The 20,078-nt window shown below is 55.5% G+C and carries 17 protein-coding genes; 9 read left to right on the top strand and 8 right to left on the bottom strand.

The annotated features are described in order from the left end of the window. Window positions 1–87: 87 nt before the first annotated feature. From CCASEI_RS03340 to CCASEI_RS03365, 6 genes are all read right to left on the bottom strand, one after another. Window positions 88–2,262, bottom strand: a complete 2,175-nt coding sequence (locus CCASEI_RS03340; RefSeq protein WP_006821426.1) for an NADP-dependent isocitrate dehydrogenase — start codon at window positions 2,260–2,262, stop codon at window positions 88–90. A 242-nt stretch (window positions 2,263–2,504) separates the two neighbouring features. Beyond that, on the bottom strand, window positions 2,505–3,464 hold the full coding sequence (locus tag CCASEI_RS03345) for a siderophore-interacting protein (RefSeq protein WP_006821427.1): 960 nt from the start codon (window positions 3,462–3,464) through the stop codon (window positions 2,505–2,507). 7 nt (window positions 3,465–3,471) lie between these two features. Further along, window positions 3,472–4,320, bottom strand: a complete 849-nt coding sequence (locus CCASEI_RS03350) for an ABC transporter ATP-binding protein (protein WP_025387128.1) — start codon at window positions 4,318–4,320, stop codon at window positions 3,472–3,474. A gap of 7 nt (window positions 4,321–4,327) precedes the next feature. Next, window positions 4,328–5,407, bottom strand: coding sequence for a FecCD family ABC transporter permease (locus tag CCASEI_RS03355; protein ID WP_006821429.1), 1,080 nt, complete (start codon window positions 5,405–5,407; stop codon window positions 4,328–4,330). Next, window positions 5,407–6,393 (bottom strand): FecCD family ABC transporter permease, encoded by a 987-nt coding sequence (locus CCASEI_RS03360; RefSeq protein ID WP_035094137.1) that lies wholly within the window; start codon window positions 6,391–6,393, stop codon window positions 5,407–5,409. The genes CCASEI_RS03355 and CCASEI_RS03360 overlap by 1 nt, the downstream gene beginning before the upstream one ends. Window positions 6,394–6,564: 171 nt before the next feature. After that, entirely contained in the window at window positions 6,565–7,671 is a 1,107-nt protein-coding gene (locus tag CCASEI_RS03365; RefSeq protein ID WP_006821431.1) for an iron-siderophore ABC transporter substrate-binding protein, read from the bottom strand. Between the two features lie 351 nt (window positions 7,672–8,022). Between CCASEI_RS03365 and CCASEI_RS03370 the strand changes: the two genes are divergently transcribed. The 6 genes from CCASEI_RS03370 to CCASEI_RS03395 all read left to right on the top strand — a co-directional run bounded on the left by CCASEI_RS03370 (window position 8,023) and on the right by CCASEI_RS03395 (window position 14,120). Continuing rightward, on the top strand, window positions 8,023–9,252 hold the full coding sequence (locus tag CCASEI_RS03370) for an MFS transporter (RefSeq protein WP_038574914.1): 1,230 nt from the start codon (window positions 8,023–8,025) through the stop codon (window positions 9,250–9,252). Window positions 9,253–9,372: 120 nt separating this feature from the next. Then, window positions 9,373–10,281 carry an exodeoxyribonuclease III gene (locus CCASEI_RS03375; RefSeq protein ID WP_006821433.1) on the top strand — a complete coding sequence of 303 codons (909 nt, stop codon included), beginning with the start codon at window positions 9,373–9,375 and terminating at the stop codon, window positions 10,279–10,281. Window positions 10,282–10,435: 154 nt separating this feature from the next. Continuing rightward, window positions 10,436–10,627, top strand: a complete 192-nt coding sequence (locus CCASEI_RS03380) for a membrane protein (RefSeq protein ID WP_006821434.1) — start codon at window positions 10,436–10,438, stop codon at window positions 10,625–10,627. A 191-nt stretch (window positions 10,628–10,818) separates the two neighbouring features. Beyond that, window positions 10,819–11,862, top strand: coding sequence for a tryptophan--tRNA ligase (gene trpS / locus CCASEI_RS03385; protein ID WP_006821435.1), 1,044 nt, complete (start codon window positions 10,819–10,821; stop codon window positions 11,860–11,862). A gap of 56 nt (window positions 11,863–11,918) precedes the next feature. Further along, window positions 11,919–13,001 carry a YhjD/YihY/BrkB family envelope integrity protein gene (locus CCASEI_RS03390; protein WP_025387130.1) on the top strand — a complete coding sequence of 361 codons (1,083 nt, stop codon included), beginning with the start codon at window positions 11,919–11,921 and terminating at the stop codon, window positions 12,999–13,001. Between the two features lie 141 nt (window positions 13,002–13,142). Then, window positions 13,143–14,120 carry an RDD family protein gene (locus CCASEI_RS03395; protein WP_038574399.1) on the top strand — a complete coding sequence of 326 codons (978 nt, stop codon included), beginning with the start codon at window positions 13,143–13,145 and terminating at the stop codon, window positions 14,118–14,120. Here CCASEI_RS03395 and CCASEI_RS03400 read toward each other — a convergent pair. Next, entirely contained in the window at window positions 14,059–15,549 is a 1,491-nt protein-coding gene (locus CCASEI_RS03400; protein ID WP_006821438.1) for a D-alanyl-D-alanine carboxypeptidase family protein, read from the bottom strand. The genes CCASEI_RS03395 and CCASEI_RS03400 overlap by 62 nt on opposite strands. Window positions 15,550–15,588: 39 nt before the next feature. On the opposite strand from CCASEI_RS03400, the gene CCASEI_RS03405 reads away from it, so the two are divergent. From CCASEI_RS03405 to CCASEI_RS03415, 3 genes are read left to right on the top strand one after another with little or no spacing between them, the layout of a single operon-like run. Continuing rightward, entirely contained in the window at window positions 15,589–16,521 is a 933-nt protein-coding gene (locus CCASEI_RS03405) for an amidohydrolase family protein (protein WP_051461241.1), read from the top strand. Between the two features lie 50 nt (window positions 16,522–16,571). Continuing rightward, a complete protein-coding gene (locus CCASEI_RS03410; RefSeq protein ID WP_025387132.1) occupies window positions 16,572–17,687 on the top strand; it encodes an alpha/beta hydrolase in 1,116 nt (371 codons plus the stop codon). A gap of 9 nt (window positions 17,688–17,696) precedes the next feature. Then, window positions 17,697–18,827 (top strand): alpha/beta hydrolase, encoded by a 1,131-nt coding sequence (locus CCASEI_RS03415; RefSeq protein WP_006821442.1) that lies wholly within the window; start codon window positions 17,697–17,699, stop codon window positions 18,825–18,827. On the opposite strand, the gene CCASEI_RS03420 is transcribed toward CCASEI_RS03415, so the two are convergent. Beyond that, the gene (locus tag CCASEI_RS03420; RefSeq protein ID WP_025387133.1) at window positions 18,824–20,062 is read right to left on the bottom strand and encodes a hypothetical protein; all 1,239 of its coding nucleotides are present in this window, start codon (window positions 20,060–20,062) and stop codon (window positions 18,824–18,826) included. The two genes, CCASEI_RS03415 and CCASEI_RS03420, sit on opposite strands and share 4 nt — an antisense overlap. Window positions 20,063–20,078: the final 16 nt, after the last annotated feature.

Raw genomic sequence — 20,078 nt, forward strand, 5'->3', positions numbered from 1 at the left:
AAACAAAACTAAAAGCTGGCGGCACGACAAAGCCCTCTCAACCCCGATGAAAAGGGGCTAAGAGGGCTTGTTAGGCCTGAAGAAGAACTACTTCTTCAACGACTCCAGAATCTCGTTGTAGATAGAGGAAGGACGCATGACCTGTGCGGTCTTGTCCTCGTTTGGCCAGTAGTAGCCGCCCAAGTCTGCAGGCTGGCCCTGGATGTCAATGAGCTCCTGAGCAATAGCGTCCAGGTTCTCATTGAGCTTCGCGGAGAACTCCTTGAAGCCCTCAGCCAGCTCAGCGTCATCGGTCTGCTTAGCCAACTCCTCAGCCCAGAACGCTGCCAAGTACAGGTGGGAACCGCGGTTATCAATTTCCTTGACCTTGCGGGAAGGGGAGTAACCGTCAGTCAGCAAACGCTCGGTAGCGTTGTCGAGTGCAGCGGCCAGAACGCCAGCGCGCTCATTGCCGTGAGTCTGCTGCTCGTGGCGGAAGGACTCAGCCAGAGCCAGGAACTCACCCAGGGAGTCCCAACGCAGGTGGTTTTCTTCCTGAACCTGCTCAACGTGCTTAGGAGCAGAGCCACCAGCACCGGTCTCAAACAGACCGCCGCCAGCCATCAAAGGAACAACAGACAGCATCTTTGCAGAGGTACCCAGCTCCAGAATCGGGAAGAGGTCAGTGTTGTAGTCACGCAGAACGTTACCGGTAACAGAGATGGTGTCCTCGCCGCGACGGATGCGCTCAACGGTGACCTTGGTTGCCTCAACTGGGGACAGGATTTCAATGTCCAGACCCTCAGTGTCGTGGTCGCCCAAGTACTTGTTGACCAAGTCGATCAGGTTGCGGTCGTGTGCGCGCTCAGTGTCGAGCCAGAAGACAGTCTTCATGCCGGACAGACGAGCACGGTTAACAGCCAGCTTTACCCAGTCCTGGATTGGAGCATCCTTGGTCTGGCATGCACGCCAGATGTCGTTTGCCTCAACGTTGTGGGAAATCAGAACATCACCAGCTGAGTTAACAACCTGAACTTCGCCGTCGGCAGCAATCTTGAAGGTCTTGTTGTGGGAGCCGTACTCCTCAGCCTTCTGCGCCATCAGGCCAACGTTAGGGGAGGTACCCATGGTGGTTGGATCGTATGCGCCGTTCTCACGGCAGTCATCGATAACAGCCTGGTACACGCCAGCGTAAGAGGAATCAGGGATGACAGCGAGGGTGTCCTGCTCTTCATCGTTCTTGTTCCACATGTGGCCGGAGGTACGGATCATTGCTGGCATGGAAGCGTCAATGATGACATCCGATGGGACGTGCAGGTTGGTAATGCCCTTGTTGGAGTTAACCATAGCCAGGTCAGGGCCGTTTTCCAGAGCAGCTTCGAAAGCAGCCTTGATTTCAGCGCCGTTCTCCAGCTTGTCCAGACCGGTGTAGATTGCGCCCAGGCCGTTCTCACCGTTGAGGCCAGCCTCGAGCAGCTGATCGCCGTACTTGTCATAAACGTCTGCGAAGAATGCGCGAACAACGTGGCCGAAGATGATTGGGTCAGAGACCTTCATCATGGTGGCCTTCAGGTGAGCGGAGAAGAGAACGCCCTCTTCCTTTGCGCGTGCAACCTGAGCCTTCAAGAACTCATCAAGAGCCTTGGAGGAGATGAAGGTGCCGTCAATAACTTCCTTGTCCAGGACCTTCAGGCCGTCCAACAAAACGGTCTCAGCGCCGTCGGTGCCAACGTGCTTGATGGTCAGGGTGTCATCACCTTCGATGATGACGGACTTCTCATTGTGGCGGAAGTCGTTTGCGTCCATGGTTGCAACGTTGGTCTTGGAATCCTTGGACCATGCACCCATGCGGTGTGGGTTTGCCTTGACAAAGTTCTTCACTGCCTGTGGTGCACGACGGTCGGAGTTGCCCTCACGCAGGACAGGGTTCACAGCGGAACCCTTAGCTACGTCGTACTTATCCTTTGCGTCGTCGTACTCTGGCAGGTCGAAGCCTGCAGCCTGCAGCTCGGCGATAGCCTTGCGCAGCTGAACCTCAGATGCAGAAATGTTTGGAAGCTTAACGATGTTCGCTTCTGGGGTCTTAGCCAACTCACCGAGCTCAGACAGTGCGTCTGGAACCTTGGTCTCTGGGAACTGAGCCAAGATACGAGCAGCCAGGGAAATATCTGCGGTCTCTATTTCGATGCCTGCAACGGAAGCGAAAGCTTCAACGATTGGCTTGAAAGAGTAGGACGCAAGCAATGGTGCTTCGTCAGTACGGGTCCAGATGATCTTTGCCATGTTTCTCCTAAAAATTAATGTTTTGGAAAACGTTCAACAACCAAGAATACCGGTTCACCGTATCTTTTGGGGGATAGATACCCCTTATTGCACCTTCAGGCGCTAAGCGAGGCCCGCGCGGTGATACAACAGCAACGAGGTGATCCGTCGGTGAAAAATTCGAGCGTGTGAAAACTGGAAGTGGGCTGCGCGTTTTCAACGTGCAGCCCACAAATCAAGCTTTGAATCTGTTACTTGATTTCTTAGCCGAGGGCTTTAACACCGTTCTTCCAGTAGCCCATGAAAGAAACCTGGTGGCGGGAGATTCCAGCGCCCTTGACCACCATGCGGCGGATGGTGGTGACCATGGAGGATTCGCCGGCAATCCAGAAGTAGGTATCTGCATAGCGCTCAGCCACAGTCGAGGTTGGCTCGGCTCGTTCTTCTTCATCATCGAAGGAGCTGTACGTTGGAGTCTCCCAAATTAGCGGGGATTGCTCAGCATCAGAAGGAGACGACGGTACTGGTGGGGTGAATTCGCCGCGTGGGTTTTCTACCTCAAACAGGCGTGCTGCTGATTCCACCAGCATGTCGCCGTAGGTGTGGCCTTCGCCGCGTGGCACCCAATGCACAGTCAGATTCGCTGGGAAGTCGATCTTTGGGGCATCTGCGATATCAACGAGTTCGCAGTACATGGTGCCGGTGAGCTCCGCAGACCATTCGTCCGCGATGCGCAGCATGGCTGGCAGTGCGGTTTCATCACCCAAGATGACAACATTTTTTGCTTCACCAGGCTGGAATTCAATGCCTGGGCCGGATTCATCTTCCTTTTGCGGAGCAACGACATACAGCTGGTCACCTGGCTGTGCTTCAACTGCCCAGGTGGCAGCAGGTCCGCTGTCAGGAGTACCTACGCCGTGCAGTGCAAAGTCAATGTTTAGTTCGGCTTCACCGTGCTCGCCAGCGCGGCGAAGCTCACGGATGGAGTAGGTTCGCATGCTGCCGCGCTTTACTGGATCAATGGCCTTCCACTCGTCATACCAATTCTCCTCACCAGTCATCTGTGGCAGACCGTGCTCACCAGGAATGACTAGTTTGATGCGCAAGTCCATGATGTGACCAGCCGGCCCCATGTCATTGACCCCGGTGAAGGTGACGCGCTGGAAATTGGGGGAGATTCGTTCAGAGTTCTTGACGGTTGCAGTAAATGGGAAGAATGCCATTGAGAATCTACTTACTCCTTAGGTGGTGGCGGCCAATAGGCATGACTGCCGGGTGATCGGAAACTGGGTCATTGATAATGACGGAATCAATTCCGAATACGGATTTAACGTTTTCTTTGGTAATGACTTCGCGTGGATGTCCGTGGGCGAAGACTTTGCCCCTGGATACGGCAACGAGTTCATCGGAATAACGCGCCGCCAAGTTCAAGTCATGCAGCACCATGACGATGGTGGTGCCGCGATCCCGGTTGAGTTCCGTGAGCAAGTCCAGAACATCCAATTGGTGCTTGACGTCTAAGTAGGTGGTTGGTTCATCGAGAAGCAATGTGTCCGTTCGCTGCGCAAGCGCCATCGCAATCCAGACGCGTTGGCGCTGGCCGCCGGATAGTTCATCGATGGAGCGTTCTGCTAAGTCGGAAATGCCGGTGGTTTCTAGTGATTCAGCGACGATGTCGTAATCTTGCTGGCTCCAACGTCCCAGCACGCCTTGGTGTGGGGTGCGGCCACGGCCCACGAGGTCCGCAACCACAATGCCATCCGGCGCGATGGGGGTCTGCGGCAAAAGGCCGAGCTTGGTTGCAAGCTTTCGGGTGGGGATGTCATGGATAGATTTTCCATCCAACACAATTTCGCCGTGGCTTGGATTAAGCAGACGCGCCATCGCGCGCAGCAGCGTTGATTTGCCGCAGCCATTTGGCCCGACGATAGAAGTTACCGCGCCGCGTTTGATGTCGACGCTGAGCTTTTCAATAACGGAACGCTCGCCGTAGCCGACGGAGACTTCCGATGCACTCAATGCGGTGGAGTTGGACTGATCCGCATGAGGTGTTTGCTCATTTACATCTGTTGCAGTCATGAATGTCCTATCGCGTCGATCGAGTAAGTAGATAAATAAGAAATGGTGCGCCGATTGCGCCGGTGACAACACCGACGGGGTAGCGGGTGCCAAACAGGTACTGGCCAGCTAAGTCCGCGACTAAGACCAGTAGTGCGCCGATTAAGCCTGCGGGAAGCACCAACGAAGATCCGGGCTTGAAGATTCTGGATGCAACAGGTCCTGCCATAAACGCCACGAATGCAACAGGACCGGTTGCGGCAGTAGCAATCGCGATGAGGACAACGGCGCCGACGAAGAGCACTACGCGAGTCAGTGTTAGGCGGATGCCCAGCCCGCGCGCGAGGTCATCGCCCAATCCGAGGATGGACAACAAGTGCGCGCAGGCCACCATGATTGGGGCGATGATGACAACGGCCAAGATAGTGGGCATTCCACGCTCCCACGTCATGGTGTTGAGCGAGCCTGTGATCCAGCGCGTTGCAGTAGGAAGGTCCCAGGCGGCCGCGTGGGAGAGCACATAGGAAGTCCACGCCTGCATGATGGCGGCACAACCAATACCGATCAGAATCATGCGTGTGCCGGTGAAACCAGATTTGATGGAAAGCAAGTAAATCAATATTGCGATGGCCAATGATGCCACGGTGGACATCATGGAAACAGCAGTCTGGCCCAGTCCGAACATGATGATGCCGGTCGCGCCAGCAGCAGAAGCACTGGCAGAAATACCGATGATGTCCGGGGATGCCAGCTGGTTGCGCAGCATGGTTTGGAAAATCGTACCGGCGATACCGAATGCGAGACCCACGAAGATAGCAACCGTGGCGCGCGGCAAGCGCAGCGTTCCCACGGTAAAGCTTGCGCCTTGGACGGTTTCGCCCATGATGACAGCGAAGACATCGCCCGGGGTATAGAAGGTCTCACCAATCATCAACGACACAAACCAGACAGCAATAACTGCCACGGCCAAGAAGGTGATGAGTGACCAGTACTGGTGTCCACGCTTCTTGCGTGCAGCAGATAGTGATGCCGCGAGCTGCTTGGTAGCAGTTGTATTCGCCGGAGTACCCGCAGCGTTAGATGGTGTTGCTTGGGTTGAAGTACTCATTAGGAAAGCTCCCTCACCTTGGTGTTGCGAACAATCCAGATAAACAGTGGTGCGCCGATAAGCGGAACCAGGATGCCCACGGCCAATTCGGATGGTCGGGTCACAACGCGTCCGATGGTGTCAGCAGCAGTAAGTAGCAATGCGCCGGCAAGACCCGTCAGGGGCAAAAGCCAACGATGGTCAGTGCCGCACAGCAGGCGGATAAGGTGCGGAACAATCAGTCCAACGAATGCGATGGGACCAGCCAATGCGGTGGCGGTGCCACACAGCATGACAGCGCCCAGAACAGCTACCAGGCGGGTGGTCATGACCTTGATTCCCAGGCCAGTAGCGACGTCATCACCAAGTGCAAGAGCGTTGAGGCCAGGGGCGCAGCCCAAAACAATGAGCACGCCGATTCCTAAGAAAGGCAAGGACAAACCGAGCTCGGTCCAGCTTGCACCGCCGACGGAACCAATCTGCCAGAAACGGAACTGGTCCATGACATCAGCGCGTGGCAGCAAGATTGCCGAGACCAAGCTGGAGGCCGCTGCGGCGGTCGCTGCGCCTGATAGTGCAAGCTTCAGTGGAGTTGCGCCACCACGGCCTAATGAACCGACGAAGTACACGAATACCGCGGCAGCCAGTGAACCTGCCATCGCCGCAATCATCGTGGGGATTGGGCGAGAGAGCCCAAAGAAAGCAATACCTGTGACCACAGCGAGGGAAGCGCCAGACAGCACGCCAAAGATGCCAGGATCGGCCAATGGATTGCGGGTGATTCCCTGCAGGGTGGCACCAGACATTGCGAGGGCGGCGCCAACGAGCAGCGCCATCACGGTGCGTGGCAGCCGGGTGCTGGCGGCTGCCTGTTCAGCTGTTTCGGTAGCGCCACCAATGGCGGCTATTGCGTCCTCAATCGAAATTGAGCGCACGCCAAACATCACCGACGCAATGCAAGCAATTGCGAGGGCGATGAGCAGACCAACAAACACAGCCAGACGCATCCCAATGGGGCGCTTTTTACCAGCGCCTCCGGCTTGGGATGCAAGTGCGGCATCAGCAAGCTCGTTGGCTGTGCGCGAATGTTTCGCGCTAGCTTGCTCTTGGACATCAACGGACTTTACTGACACTGCGTGATATACCTCTGACAGTCTTTCAGGTCTTCGGTGAATCTATTACTCAGCTTCGAACGCGGTGTTCAGCTCAGCGAAGTAATCATCAATGCCCCATGGAATAGACAGTGGGGATGGGTTAGCGGCAGCACCCAGAGGGCCAGCCTCGAGGAAGACAACGCGACCTTCAGCAATAGCTGGAATCTTGGACATCAGTGGATCAGCCTGCATATCTTCCAATGCCTGCTGGTCTGCAGCTTCATCGCCGGAAGAGTAAGAGATGAAGAAGTCAACGTCTTCGAACTGCTCAGGGTTCTCCGCAGAAACCTCTTCCCAGAAGGAATCGGAGTTGCCGGTGTATTCCTTCACAATTTCAGGGGTCTCAAATCCAGCTTCTTCCAGGAAGCCCGCACGTGGGTCATCGAGGGTGTAGAAACCAATCTGGGATTCGGAGCTGGCGCCACCGAAGGAGGTGAACAGAGGCTTCTTGCCCTCCAACTCTGGGTACTGCGCCATTGCCTCTTCAACCTGCTTCTTCAGGTCAGCGTTGAGCTCTTCTGCCTCAGCAGACAGGCCAAGACCAGCGGCGTCGAGGGAAACCATATCATAGGCAGAAGTAGTCCATGGCTTGTCTGGGTATGCCACGACTGGAGCAATCTGAGACAAGGTGTCATAGTCTTCCTGGGTCAGGCCAGAATATGCAGCCAAGATGACGTCAGGCTGAGTGTCCGCAACCTGCTCGAATGGGATGCCGTCAGTTTCGTCGAAGAGAACTGGCTCTTCAGCGCCGAGCTCTTCCAGCTTGTCTTCGGTCCATGGCATGATGCCGTTGTCATCATCATCGCCCCAAGTGGACTTGGACATGCCGACTGGAACGATACCGAAGGACAGTGGAACCTCGTGGTTTGCCCAACCAACAGTGGCAACACGCTCAGGTTTTTCTTCGATGACGGTTTCACCCAGTGCGTGTTCAACGGTGACTGGGAACTGAGATTCATCAGCAGGGTTGCTGGACTCAGAATCAGAACCCGATTCGTCTGCGGATTCGGATGCAGCAGAAGAGTCAGAGTTTGCCGCAGAGTCAGTGCTTTCGCTGTCGGAACAAGCAGTCAAAGCAAGCGCCGCGATAGCGGAAACAGCGGTGAATCGAACAAGTTTGGATGTATGCACGGTGTGTGGTCCTCCACGTGATCAGGCAGGCGAGCCTACCTTAAATTGTCTAGGGCTTACCTATGTTAATCCGCACACATATGCCCTTGTCAATACGGTTTCGCTAAGGATCTAAGAAGGCGAAACCTATAACTCAGATTCACCCATCATTCGTGGTGTGATGCACAGTGTCAAGTAGTTTCCTTGATATATCACTTGACGTGCGAGTTTCTTATCGTGTTGGGTAAGGTTGCCCGAGTGAATGGCAAGCGGATTGATGGCGAAAATGAAGGACAAAATTCCCAGAGTGATAGCAAGCACATAGCTAACCCTTTGGGCGTATCTGCCGATCCTACTAACGATGGATCTGCGATGGGAGATGCTTCTTCCACTGAAGCGTCTCGTCGCGCGCGAATCAAGCGCCATCCGCGTCCGTTGCAGACCAATATTTCTAATGCGCGACGCATGTTTGTCGTGTTCGTATTAGCCATGGGCGGATTCGCCATTGGCACCACGGAGTTTGTCTCCATGGGTCTTTTGCCCATGATTTCTGGTGACCTCGGTATATCCGAAGGTCAAGCCAGCCACATTATCTCCGCCTACGCGCTTGGCGTGGTGGTTGGTGCGCCATTGATTACAGCGGTTACCGGCAGGATCCCGCGCCGGCGCTTGCTCATTATCTTGATGGCAGCTTTCATCATCGGCAATGGACTGGGCGTCTTTGCTGAGAATTACACGGTTTTGATGGTTGCACGTTTCATCGCCGGACTTCCGCACGGCGCATACTTCTCCGTTGCTGGTCTATCGGCTGCGTCCATGGCACCAGCTGGTTCGCGCGGCAAAGCCGTGGCGATGGTGGGCATGGGTCTTTCCGTTGCAACCGTCCTTGGCGTTCCCGCCGCCCAGGCGCTTGGTTCTGCATTGGGTTGGGAAGCCGCCTACGTACTGGTTGTCGCCGTTGGTATTTTGACGCTCGCCGGATTGTGGGTATTTATGCCGCACATGACGCGCATGCCAGCAACGTCAGTCAAAACTGAGCTCGGGGCATTCGCCCGCCCACAGGTGTGGCTTTCCCTTGCCATGGGGGCGGTTGGTTTCGGCGGCATGTTTGCCGTCTACACCTACATCACGTGGACCATGACGGAGCGCGCCGGGATGGCAGAAAGCCTCATGTGGTTGGTGCTGATGGTCTACGGGATTGGCAATGTTGCCGGTAATTACTTTGGCGGCTGGTTGGCTGACCGCAACTTGGAAAAGGGCATTCTGTTCTCACTCGTAGCCATTTCCCTGATTCTGGTGGCCTTCTTCTTTACCTCACAGAACCCAATTCTTGGAACCATCAACTTCGGCTTGATTGGTTTCTTCGGCGCTTCACTAACGCCAAGCTTGCAAATCCGTCTGATGGATGTGGCTGGTGATGCACAAACGCTTGCAGCATCGTTGAACCACTCAGCACTCAACCTGGCCAATGCTGCTGGCGCGGCCATCGGCGGTCTCGTGGTTGGTGCAGGCATGGGTTATGCTTCCCCAGCGCTGGCTGGTGCAGCTCTTTCTGCTGCTGCGATCCTCATCTGGATCGGCGCGCAGTTCGTGAAGAAATAGCACTTGCTTCATGATGCCTCCGCGGTGAGTCTGCGGTGATTCTGCGGTGACTGTAGTTGGATAAGCCCTGCGTAGAGCTGATAGAGGGGTAGTAGCCGAACAATAGTTAGACTGTTGGGCATGTCTTTAACTATTGCTTCGGTCAACGTCAACGGCATTCGCGCCGCATGTAAGCAGCGCAATGAACTCAACCCCGGAATGAATGCGTGGTTGCAAGAAACCAGCGCTCACATTGTTCTCATGCAGGAAGTGCGCGCCAATCCTGCTCAGACTGAATCAGCGCTCAAGCCAGCTTTGGAAGCAGGGTGGCATCTGGCCATGGCTGATGCGCTGACCCCAGGCGCGAAGGGCCGTGCCGGCGTGGGTATTTTGTCCCGCACCCCATTGACTGATGTGGAAACCGGTTTTGGTTCCTTCTTGGAATCGGGTCGCTGGATTGAAGCAACCACCGCTGGTGTGCGCGTAGCATCGCTGTACCTGCCTTCGGGTGATGTGAAGTCACCAAAGCTGGATGAGAAGTACAACTTCCTTGATGAATTCGCAGATGTCTTGGATGAGCGCGCACAGCAATACCCAGAGATGGTTATTGGTGGCGACTGGAATATCTGCCACCGCGCGCAGGACTTGAAGAACAACAAGCCCAATGAAAAGCAGTCTGGTCACTTGCCAGAAGAACGCGCCTTTATGGATCACGTCTTCGGAGCATTCCCTGATGCTGAGCCACAGATCAAAAAAGGCCTGGGGGACTGGCTGGGAACCGTTGACTATGAAACCAAGACGGAATGGAAAGCAGCCGAAGAACCGAAGTGGTTTGATGTTGCCCGCCGCTTGGCACCAGAAGCTGACGGTCCGTACACCTGGTGGACCTACCGCGGACAAGCTTTCAACAATGATGCAGGGTGGCGCATTGACTACCAGGCCGCAACCGATTCTATGCTGCAGCGCGCACAGCGCAGCTGGGTGGAAAAGGCGCCAAGTGTAGAAGAGCGCTGGTCGGATCACTCACCACTGATGGTGGAGTACAACTAGGAAGACCACTAACCGGGTTTGGGGGTGAGTATAAAGCCTCCAAATCTTAATCTTTTAGCCCGTGAGTGTTAAGCTACCTGTGAACAATATTTGGTGAAGCTGGCTTTAACCCGATTCACGTCGCTACCGTCATTTAAGCAATGGAGTAGACCGCATGACTCAAGCAATTATTTACTACGTCCTGGGAATCATTGGCCTCGTCGTAGGTATCTGGTGGTGGACCATCGTTGGTCCGTCCTTCGCTTTCCTTGCTCCGTTGATCGTTATGTCTGCAGGTGGCGCGTTCCTAGTCGCTGGCTGGGCAACCACCCTTGACGTCTACTCACCAACGAGTCGCAAGATTTAAGAAACAGCTTAAGAAGCTTCTTAAACTTCTCTTCGCACTTTCCACAGCGCCTTGGTCGGATAAGCACACTTAATAAGTGTGCGCCGGCTGAGGCGCTTTGCTTTGGCTAAACGACCTCAGCAAACAGTGCCAGCTTGGGCCTTTAGGGCCATATAAGACAATCAAAACCGCTAAACATTAAGGTATAAATCATGACTGAAACCACCCCAACCCCAGCTACGCCGAAGCCAAGCGACCGAATCCTGTCCGGCATCCAACCAACCGCGGATTCCTACCACCTTGGTAACTACCTCGGAGCATTGAAGCAGTGGATTGATCTGCAAGATGGCTTTGACGCCTTCTACTTCATCCCTGATCTTCACGCTATTACCGTGGAGCAGGACCCGGCGGAACTGCGGGAGCGCACCATCGCTGGTGCGGCACAGCTGATTGCTTTGGGCATTGACCCGCAGCGTTCCACGCTGTTCGTGCAGTCCCAGGTGCCAGCGCACGCTGAGCTGACGTGGGTGCTGCAGTGCATGACCGGTTTCGGTGAAGCCGGCCGCATGACCCAGTTCAAGGACAAGTCCGCGCGCCACGGACAGGACCGTACCTCGGTGGGTTTGTTTACCTACCCAGTGCTGATGGCGGCAGATATCCTGCTGTATTCGCCACACTTCGTCCCTGTTGGTGAAGATCAGCGCCAGCACTTGGAGCTCACCCGCAACCTGGGGGAGCGTTTCAACGCGCGCTTCGGTGAGACCTTCCGCGTGCCAGATGCCTACATCCCAGAAGGTGCTGCGAAGATCTATGACTTGCAGGATCCAACGGCCAAGATGTCCAAGTCTGGTCCGAACCCGAAGGGTTTGATCAACTTGTTGGATGCACCAAAGACGTCTGCGAAGCGTATTCGTTCCGCTGTCACGGATGATTTGGGTGTTGTGAACTTTGACCGCGTCAATCAGCCAGGTGTGTCTAACCTGTTGGTGATTCAGTCGGCGTTGACGGGGGAAAACATCGACAAGCTAGTAGAGCGCTATGACGGCTTGGGCTATGGCCAGCTGAAGGTGGATACCGCCGATGCGCTGGAAGCATTCGTTACTCCGCTGAAGGCCCGCTTTGATGAACTGATGGATGATCGCAGCGAAATTGAGCGCTTGCTTGCCGATGGCGCCGATAAAGCCACCGAGATTGCAACACCTCTTCTTGAAAACGTTTACGACAAGATTGGGTTTCTTCCTGCGCGCCGCCGGTAAATCGGGTCTAGTGTAGATAAAAGTCAGCTGAACGTTTCATAGAAAGGGCCTTGATGATGGTTGCCGCCACTAAACCCAACGGCAAAAGGACCGACGACTACGGAATTGAACGCTCCCACCAAGATGAACCGGGTGCAGTAGATAAAATCCGCGAACGCTCAAACTTTGTCGACCACATGATGCGCATGCAGGACCGGTACACCGCCCAGGGTGGTAACCAGTTCTCAGCCGGTGTCACCTACTACTCGGTCCTGGCTATCTTCCCGCTGCTCATGCTCATGGTCGCTGTGGTGGCAACCGTTCTGGCTAACCGCGATGACCTGATGCAGCAGGTGCAGGAATCTATTACCAATGCTGTTGATGGCGAGTTGGGCAACACCATCAATGAACTGCTGGTTACCGCTATCGATCAGCGTGGCGCGATGTTCGGTGTGGCTGGTTTGACCACCTTGTGGTCTGGTCTTGGCTGGATGAACAACCTGCGCATTGGTATTTCCGCCATGTGGGGTCTGGACGCCAATGAAGGCGGCGGCAACTTCCTGGTGAAAAAGATCAATGACTTGCTTGGCCTGATTGGTCTGCTGTTGGCTTTCATCGTGGCCTTCGGCGTGACCGCCCTGGGTACCTCGGGCATCATTCCGCGCATCTTTGATTGGATGGGCATTGACCACTTCCCGGGTATGAGCTGGGTTATCTTCGCTGCTGGTTTGGCTGTTGGTCTGCTGGCCAACTTCCTGGTCATGTGGTGGATGATTGTGGTGCTGCCACGCACCAAGGTGCCAAAGAAGTCCGGCGCGAAGGGTGCGTTGCTGGGCGCTATTGCGCTGGAACTGATCAAGCAGCTATCTACCGTCATCATGTCTTCGGCCACTGGCAATCCTGCCGGCGCTGTCTTTGGCCCCGTCATTGTTCTCATGGTCATGATGTACCTGATCTGGCGTGTGGTCATGTATGTCTCCGCTTGGACTGCAACCACCGAGGAATCGCTGGCTCTGGAAGAACCACCAGTTCCAGAACCAGCTGTTATCCGAGTGCGTCAAGAAATCACGCGGGGACCATCTGCCGGCACCACCTTCGGTGTCGGTGCTGCCATCGGTGCAGTTGGCGCGGGCGCTGTAGCGCTGCTTCGCCGGAAGTAACTTAGTTCCAAACTGATGGTGTGATTGTCCTATTTGGCAATCACAACCCTGAGTTCTTATCTCAGGGTAGGGGTTAGGGTACGCACCCATGTGCGAAAACTAACCTGTTGGATGTTCTATGTTCACGCTATAGTTGGCCGTATGAGTCACAGCTTTGCTCCCGATCTGTACAAGCACATGAAGCTTGATGCCGCTGATGAATGCGCGGCGCTTGGTATTTTGCTGGCCGCGCGCGACGCGGACTTAGAAGGCCACGGTGTGACGGCGAATGACCCTCGCCGCAAAGAGATTCAGCTGTGCTACTCCATCTTGTCTAAGCCTGAGGTACGCAAACTATACGATGACGCGATTGCCGCGGGCCGCAAGATTACCTGGCCGGAGGTGGAGCACCTGGCAAACTTCGGTACCTGGCCTGACCCAGTTACCCGCATGAATGTCAGCGAGTCCCCGCAGCAGACCCACGGCTGGTCCAGGCCGCAGGGCCGTCCGCAACAGGGGCCGCAACGGCAGCAACCACAGCAGTTTGCGCAGCCGCAGCCGCAACAATCACCGCAGCAGCAACCGCAGCAAGCGCCTTATACGCAAACACAACAGCCGCAGGCGAGCCCTTATGCGCAGCCGTTTAATCCCTACCAGCAGCCAAATCATCAGCACCAGCAGATAGTCCCGCAGCAAACCCAGGGCGTGTACCACCCTTCCGTGGACCCGGCAGTCGCTGACCGCCCGTCTTCCGGTACGCGCGTGGGTATGGCTTTCCTGGACTACTTTTTGCTGTCCATTGTTCCTTTGGCGTTGGTGGCAGGGGACTCCGTCGTTGCGGGCGTGGTCGCCGGTATTTTGGTGGCTGTACTGTTCGTGGGCACCGAAGTCGCCTTCGGTGGCTCACCCGCGAAGCTGATGTTGGGCTACCGCGTGCGTGATGTGAATACGGGTGAAAAGCTCAGCATTGAAAAGTCTATTAAACGCCAGTGGTTTAGAAGCATCCTGATTGTGCCAGGACTAGGCCAGACGGTGGGACTAATCGGTGCTATCGCAACCTCATTTACCATCAACCCGGCTAATGAGCTGCGTGGCGCCCACGACCGTTGGGCCGACGCAGAAGTAGTAAAGAAGAAATAACTGCAATAACTAGCGCTGCAACACCAGCCACAATCAGCCAGGAAATCCAGCCTGGTTGGTTGTGGCTTTCGGCTGCTGCGGCATCGGTAGCCGCCTGTGCATCGGCTGCCTCGGGCGCGTTGTCGGCGGCGCGTGCGGCTTCATCGGCAGAAATTTCTGCATCAGCATCTGAGGCGTCCATGCCCACGAGCTTGATGTCATCCAACGTGGTGACACCTTCACCAGCTGGCACATCATAGGCTTCATTCAGCAGCAGCTGGGCTTGTTGCCAAGCGCGCGGGCCGTGGTCCACGGTGGTGTCCAAGATGACAGCCATCAACCGGCGACCATCGCGGTCTAGAGCACCAACGAAGGTATGGTGCGCGTCATCGGTGTAGCCGGTCTTGCCGCCAATTCCATCCGGGTCATTCATAAACAGACCGTTGTCATTCCACAGCTCATAGCCTTCTAAATCGCCATAGCCGGGGAATTCTACGTTTTCGGTACCCACCAAGCGCGTGAAGGTGGGGTTTTCGAAAGCGGCGGTGTACAACAAGGCCATGTCTGCGGCGGAGGTGGACATACCTGGTGCATCGAGGCCGGAGTAGCTGGCTGCGAATGTGGAGCGCGCACCCAAATTGAGCGCAAGCTGGTTGATCTTTTTCAGAGTCTCTTCATCGCCACCTAGTTGCTGCGCTAGGGCGTGCGCGGCGTCATTGCCAGACGCCATGACTAGACCCTGCAAGAGCTGCTCAATGGTGTAGCGCCCACCGGGGCCAATACCCACAGCGGAGCCGTCAATCGCCGCGTCTTCATCGGTGCCGGTGACGGTCTTTTTTAAATCCAACTCATCAATGGCCACCAACGCGATGAGCACTTTGAGAATCGACGCCGGACGATAGCGACCGTGCGGGTCTTTCGCCGCGACTACTTCACCGGTGTCCAAATCGGAGATGATCCAACTCGCCGCCCGCACATCGTCATCTACCTCAAAACCTTCCGGGGCGTGCACACCACAATCAGTGTTTTGTACCTCCGGCAGGGGAACAGGAGACTCCTGGCCCGGGGCTACAACCTCAGAGGTTGTTACCGGCTCCGGCGGCAGCAGCGCCCGCGGGCAGGAATCCGTATTCGGCGCTGCCGCACGCGTTGAAGACTCCGCCGCTTCATCAGCCTCCTCAGCGTCTTCGGGGCCAGTGGGATCATCGGAATCATTTAACAATCCATCAAAAACTTCACTAAGGCCTTGCTCAGCCACAGCGCCCTGCGCGGCCATGCCATCAAGTTCGGTCGGCTCCACGTCTTGCGCCGAAACAACGGGAACAGACATGGATAAAGTTGCTGCGGCTAAAGAACTAGCAACTACCGCGGTGAGAAAACGGCGGCGCCGTGCCTGAATGAGCTGGGCACGTTGATTTAGGGCAGAGGTGTAGTTGGAAATGGCATTCATTGTATGAAATATCTTAGACTCCGGCTTAGTATGGCTGGCATGTATGACGCGCCTTTAATTAGCCCTGAAAACAAAGATTCCTCCGCAGAAATCTTCGCCTCCCTACCCAAGATCGTCCTCTCCGCCGCTGTCCCCGCAGGGCAAAGCGTTGCCGATGCCGTTTCTACGACCTTGAATGAACTTGATACCAACGGTGTGATCTATGCCGAGTTACGGCTGAATCCGGCTGATTTCGCAGATTCCCTTAATGATGCATCGCTTGCCGATGCCATCTCCCAGGCCACCGCCGCCATCCAAGCGCACAAGGTGGATGCGCGCATTATCCTCACCGCGAATACTGAGGCAGCAAACGTGGCCGAAATTGCTGATGCCGCTATTGCTCATGAGGACGTCGTGGGCTTTGCCCTTGTTGGTGAGAACACTGCCGCGCATGTGGGCGTGCTGAAGAAGCTGCAGGATAATTTTGTCCCAGTTGTGGTGGAAGGCGGCTTTGAAGATATTGAAGCTGGCGTGAAAGCAGGTGCCACCCGCGTGGCCGTGGGCGTGGACATCATTGATGACTTCGCGGCAACAGTTGAAGGCATTGAGCCAGGTAAGATGACCAGCTGGATTCGTGACCGCCATATTGCCGTGGAAACCAATCCGGATGAAGATATTGCCAATGGTGATGTCGATTCCCTGGCAGATCACCCATTACCTTTGCTTCAGCAGCTGGGCTTTACCTGCGCTGTGGGCACCACCGCGCTGACCCAGCAATTCATTTCCCTCAGTGAAGACTTGGGCTATGGCTTGGAGGAGTTCTTTGAACTGACCGTGGCAGCTATTCAAAACAGCTTCACCACCCAGGAACACCGCCAGCACATCATTGAGTCCGTCATCTTGCCTGCCTATGAAGAACTATCTGATGCCGAGTTTGCCGAAGACGCTGCCGACTTTGACTCCGAAGACGCCGGAGACTCCGACGAGGATTAAGCCTGCGGGTCAGACCTTAAAAACGCAGCCTTAGAAGGTAAACGCAGTCTATGACGAAGCCGCACAGAGATAAGTTCGCGAGGACAGCAGCGCTTAGTGCTGTTGCCCTAACGGGGCTTGTTAGCGGACTCATTGGTATCGGCTTGCGGTCGTATGTCAAAGGCCGGAAGCCATATCTCGCGCAGGTTTCCTCAGAACTGCGCACCCCGACGCTGTATCTTCCCAACCATCTGGTGCCGCCGGCGTTGATGCTTTTGATTTTGGGAATGGTCTCTCGCATTGATGCCATTCGCGATACTGACCGTGATGTGGATATCCAGGTTATTGAGGGCCACAACCCGGATGATGGGCATCCGTTTAGCGCCCGGCAGATTGTGCCGCGGCGGCTTGCGGATGCCAAAGAGGACCAGCCTGAACTCCGTCCGGCGATGGTGTGGACGCACGGTGGTGGGCACCTGATTGGAACACCAGGTTTCTATGATCCACAAAATGCGCAGATCGCCGATGACTTAGGGATGAAGATCTTTGCGCCGTCTTACCGCAAAGCCAGTAAAGCGCCATTCCCAGCGGATTTAGATGATTGCTATGCTGTGCTGCGGTGGGTGCAAGAAAACGCCGTAGACCTCGGAATCGACCCTGAGCGCATCGCGGTGTGCGGGGATAGTGCCGGTGGTGGATTGGCAGCTGGCGTGATTCAACGTGCTATTGATGACGGCCATCCGGTGGCATTCCAAGGCTTGGTCTATCCGATGTTGGATCACCGCGGCGGGCTGAATCTCGACGACGCTGTTGCTGCGGAATCAGAGCTGAAGCCGACGGCACGCGGGCGGTTCATCTGGACGGCCGGGTCCAATGCTGCAGCGTGGAAACTCTATTTGGGGCAAGACCACGCGGATAGAGAACTTGCTCCTTATGCTTCGCCGTTGCACCGCGCGGACCTTGCAGGAACACCACCAACCTGGATTGGGATTGGTGACTTGGACTTGTTCTATGACGAAGCTGAGGCCTTTGCACGACGCCTCTATGACGCCGGGGTAAAGGTGGAGTTTCTCACTTTTCGTGGGGCTTATCACGGCTTTGATCATCTCGCACCGAAAGCGAAGGCCTCGAAGCAGCTCATTGAGGAGCTCACGCAGGCACTGCATAAACACTTGTTTGCTCAGTAGACTCGGAACATGTCAGCAAATAACTTAGCCAACGCACGTGGCTGGAAGGCTAAAGCTGCGTTAAGCATTCTCACGCTCAGCGGAATCACCCTTGGCGCTGCCGCTATTGCGGGCAACCGATACACCAAGCAGCGCCAGAAGTTAATTGAGAAAGTCGCTCCGGATTTGCGCTCGCAGATCCTTGAACTGCCCTTGGACTTGCTTCCAAGCACCGCCTTGCTGCGGCTGTTAAACAAAGCTTCGGATAAAGATATGCCGACCAAGTTTGACGGTGAGGGCGCTATTTCCAATATCAAGGGTGTAAGCCCCGATGACGGGCACCCGTTCTATGCACGAAAGTTTCTCCCGGATACCCCGGAGCAGGGTGGGGACGAAGGCGAACCTCGCCCAGCGATGTTGTGGATCCACGGTGGCGGGCATGTCGGTGGCATTGTCAATGTCTATGATTCAGCGAACGCGCGGGTTGCCAATGAACTGGACATGGTGGTCATTGCACCGGCGTACCGCAAGGCGCCACAACACCGGTTCCCGGCTGATTTTGATGATTGCTACGCGGCGCTGCGCTGGATGCAAGACAATGCAGCCGAACTCGGCATTGATCCCGACCGCATTGCCGTGTGCGGGGATAGCGCCGGTGGTGGTTTAGCCGCAGGAATTGTCCAGCGCGCAATTGATGAGGGCCATCCCGTTGCATTCCAAGGACTGGTTTATCCGATGCTGGATCACCGCACGGAGCTCAAAGTTGAAGCCATGGATGATGCCGGGGGACCACACGCGCGAGGAAAGTTCATCTGGACGGAAGGGCTGAACAATGAAGCTTGGAAGATGTATCTTGGCCCAGACCACCTTGATGCGGAGCTGCCAGAATATGCCTCACCGTTTTACCGCGAAGACTTCACAGGTATGCCACCAACCTGGATTGGCGTGGGCAGCTTGGACTTGTTCTTTGATGAATCACAAGAATTTGCCGAGCGGCTTGAATCAGCCGGTATAGACGTAGACTTCGTTGTTTATGAAGGCGCGTTCCATGGCTTTGAACACATTGTTCCGGAGGCTCTGACCACAAAGAAACGCCACGCTGACCTCATCGAGGCCATGCGCGGCGTGCTTGTAAAAACCAATCCTGGAACTTCTGGTTAGAACTTGGAGAAGCGCTTGGTCAGCATTTCTTCGAGTCTCTTCCACGCTTCAGCGTGGTCGTTGAAAGGCTTGGATGGAACATAGCCAGCGGTCTCAGTAGAACCGAGCATGTAGCCTAAGTAGTCCTGGAAGCGTGGGTTTGCCAGCATGAATGAGTTGATGGAGTCGTCTCCTGCCCAGTCGGCTGCATCCGCGCAGATTTCGTAGCAGCGGCTCATTTGATCAGTATCAACAGCCTCTGGGCCCTTGGTGATATCACGGACAATACCGTTGAAGGAGTACTGGTTATCTGGGTGCACGGTGAATTCCAACTCGCCTGCATTCGCGGCGGTAACTAGGTCTTCCCAGGTGGCAACCCGTGCCATGTCGTGATCGTCATTTTCCATCATCCAGCGCAGAAGCTGTTTGGAGGATGGGAAGGTGTAAATCTCGCCCCACTTACCCAAGAACACAGGGGACTCACCCAGGTAGGTGCGCAGAGTGTATACAGAGCGGGAATCTACGGTGATCTTTACCGGGTCGATGCCGGCTGCAGCCCAGACGGAGCCATCATATGGATCAGCGGCTTCTTTTTGTTCCTTGCGCTGTTCTTCTTGCTTCTTTTTCTTTTCCTCAGATGCCTGCTTTGCTGCAGAAATCTTGGAAGCGTTCGCGGTGACAGTTGTTTCATCCAGTTCATTGGATGGCACGATACGAACTTGGTCATCAAGATCTTCGATAACACCCTGCCAGTTGGACAAGATGACGCGACCGATGGCGGTCCATTCCTGCAGTCCCTGGTCGCCAGAGAAGTGGTCGAGGCCGCGGGAAGCATTGCGCAGAATGGAGTGGCTGGCAAAGAAGATGCTGGTGTGCTGGGAGCCAGTTACCGAAGCGATAACTTCAGCCATCTCAAAGTTGCGGGCAACCGCGGAGATGTTCTCGTGGCTGGGGCGTCCAGCTAGGTTCTCAGGTACCCCGATGAGGTCGTAGACATCACGCTTGTCTGGGCTGACGCGGTGCGCAGCACCCTTATTGAACTCTTCCCACTCCGGATGATCAATCAGGTCGTGGCGTTCATTGGACTCGATAAAGGTTAAGAGCTCGGCCTCGGTGCGGAACCCCAAGACGGAATCATCATCACCAAGAAGGGCCTGCCACTCCGTACCCTGCTGGCGCCATTTCGGTGCCCAGAGGGTGTAAAAGTCGCCTTCAGTTAAAGAAATTTTAATTGGAACAATCGCGCGTGAGCTCATGGCCGACAATTCTACC

This window comes from Corynebacterium casei LMG S-19264, from assembly GCF_000550785.1.
GTDB lineage: Bacteria > Actinomycetota > Actinomycetes > Mycobacteriales > Mycobacteriaceae > Corynebacterium > Corynebacterium casei.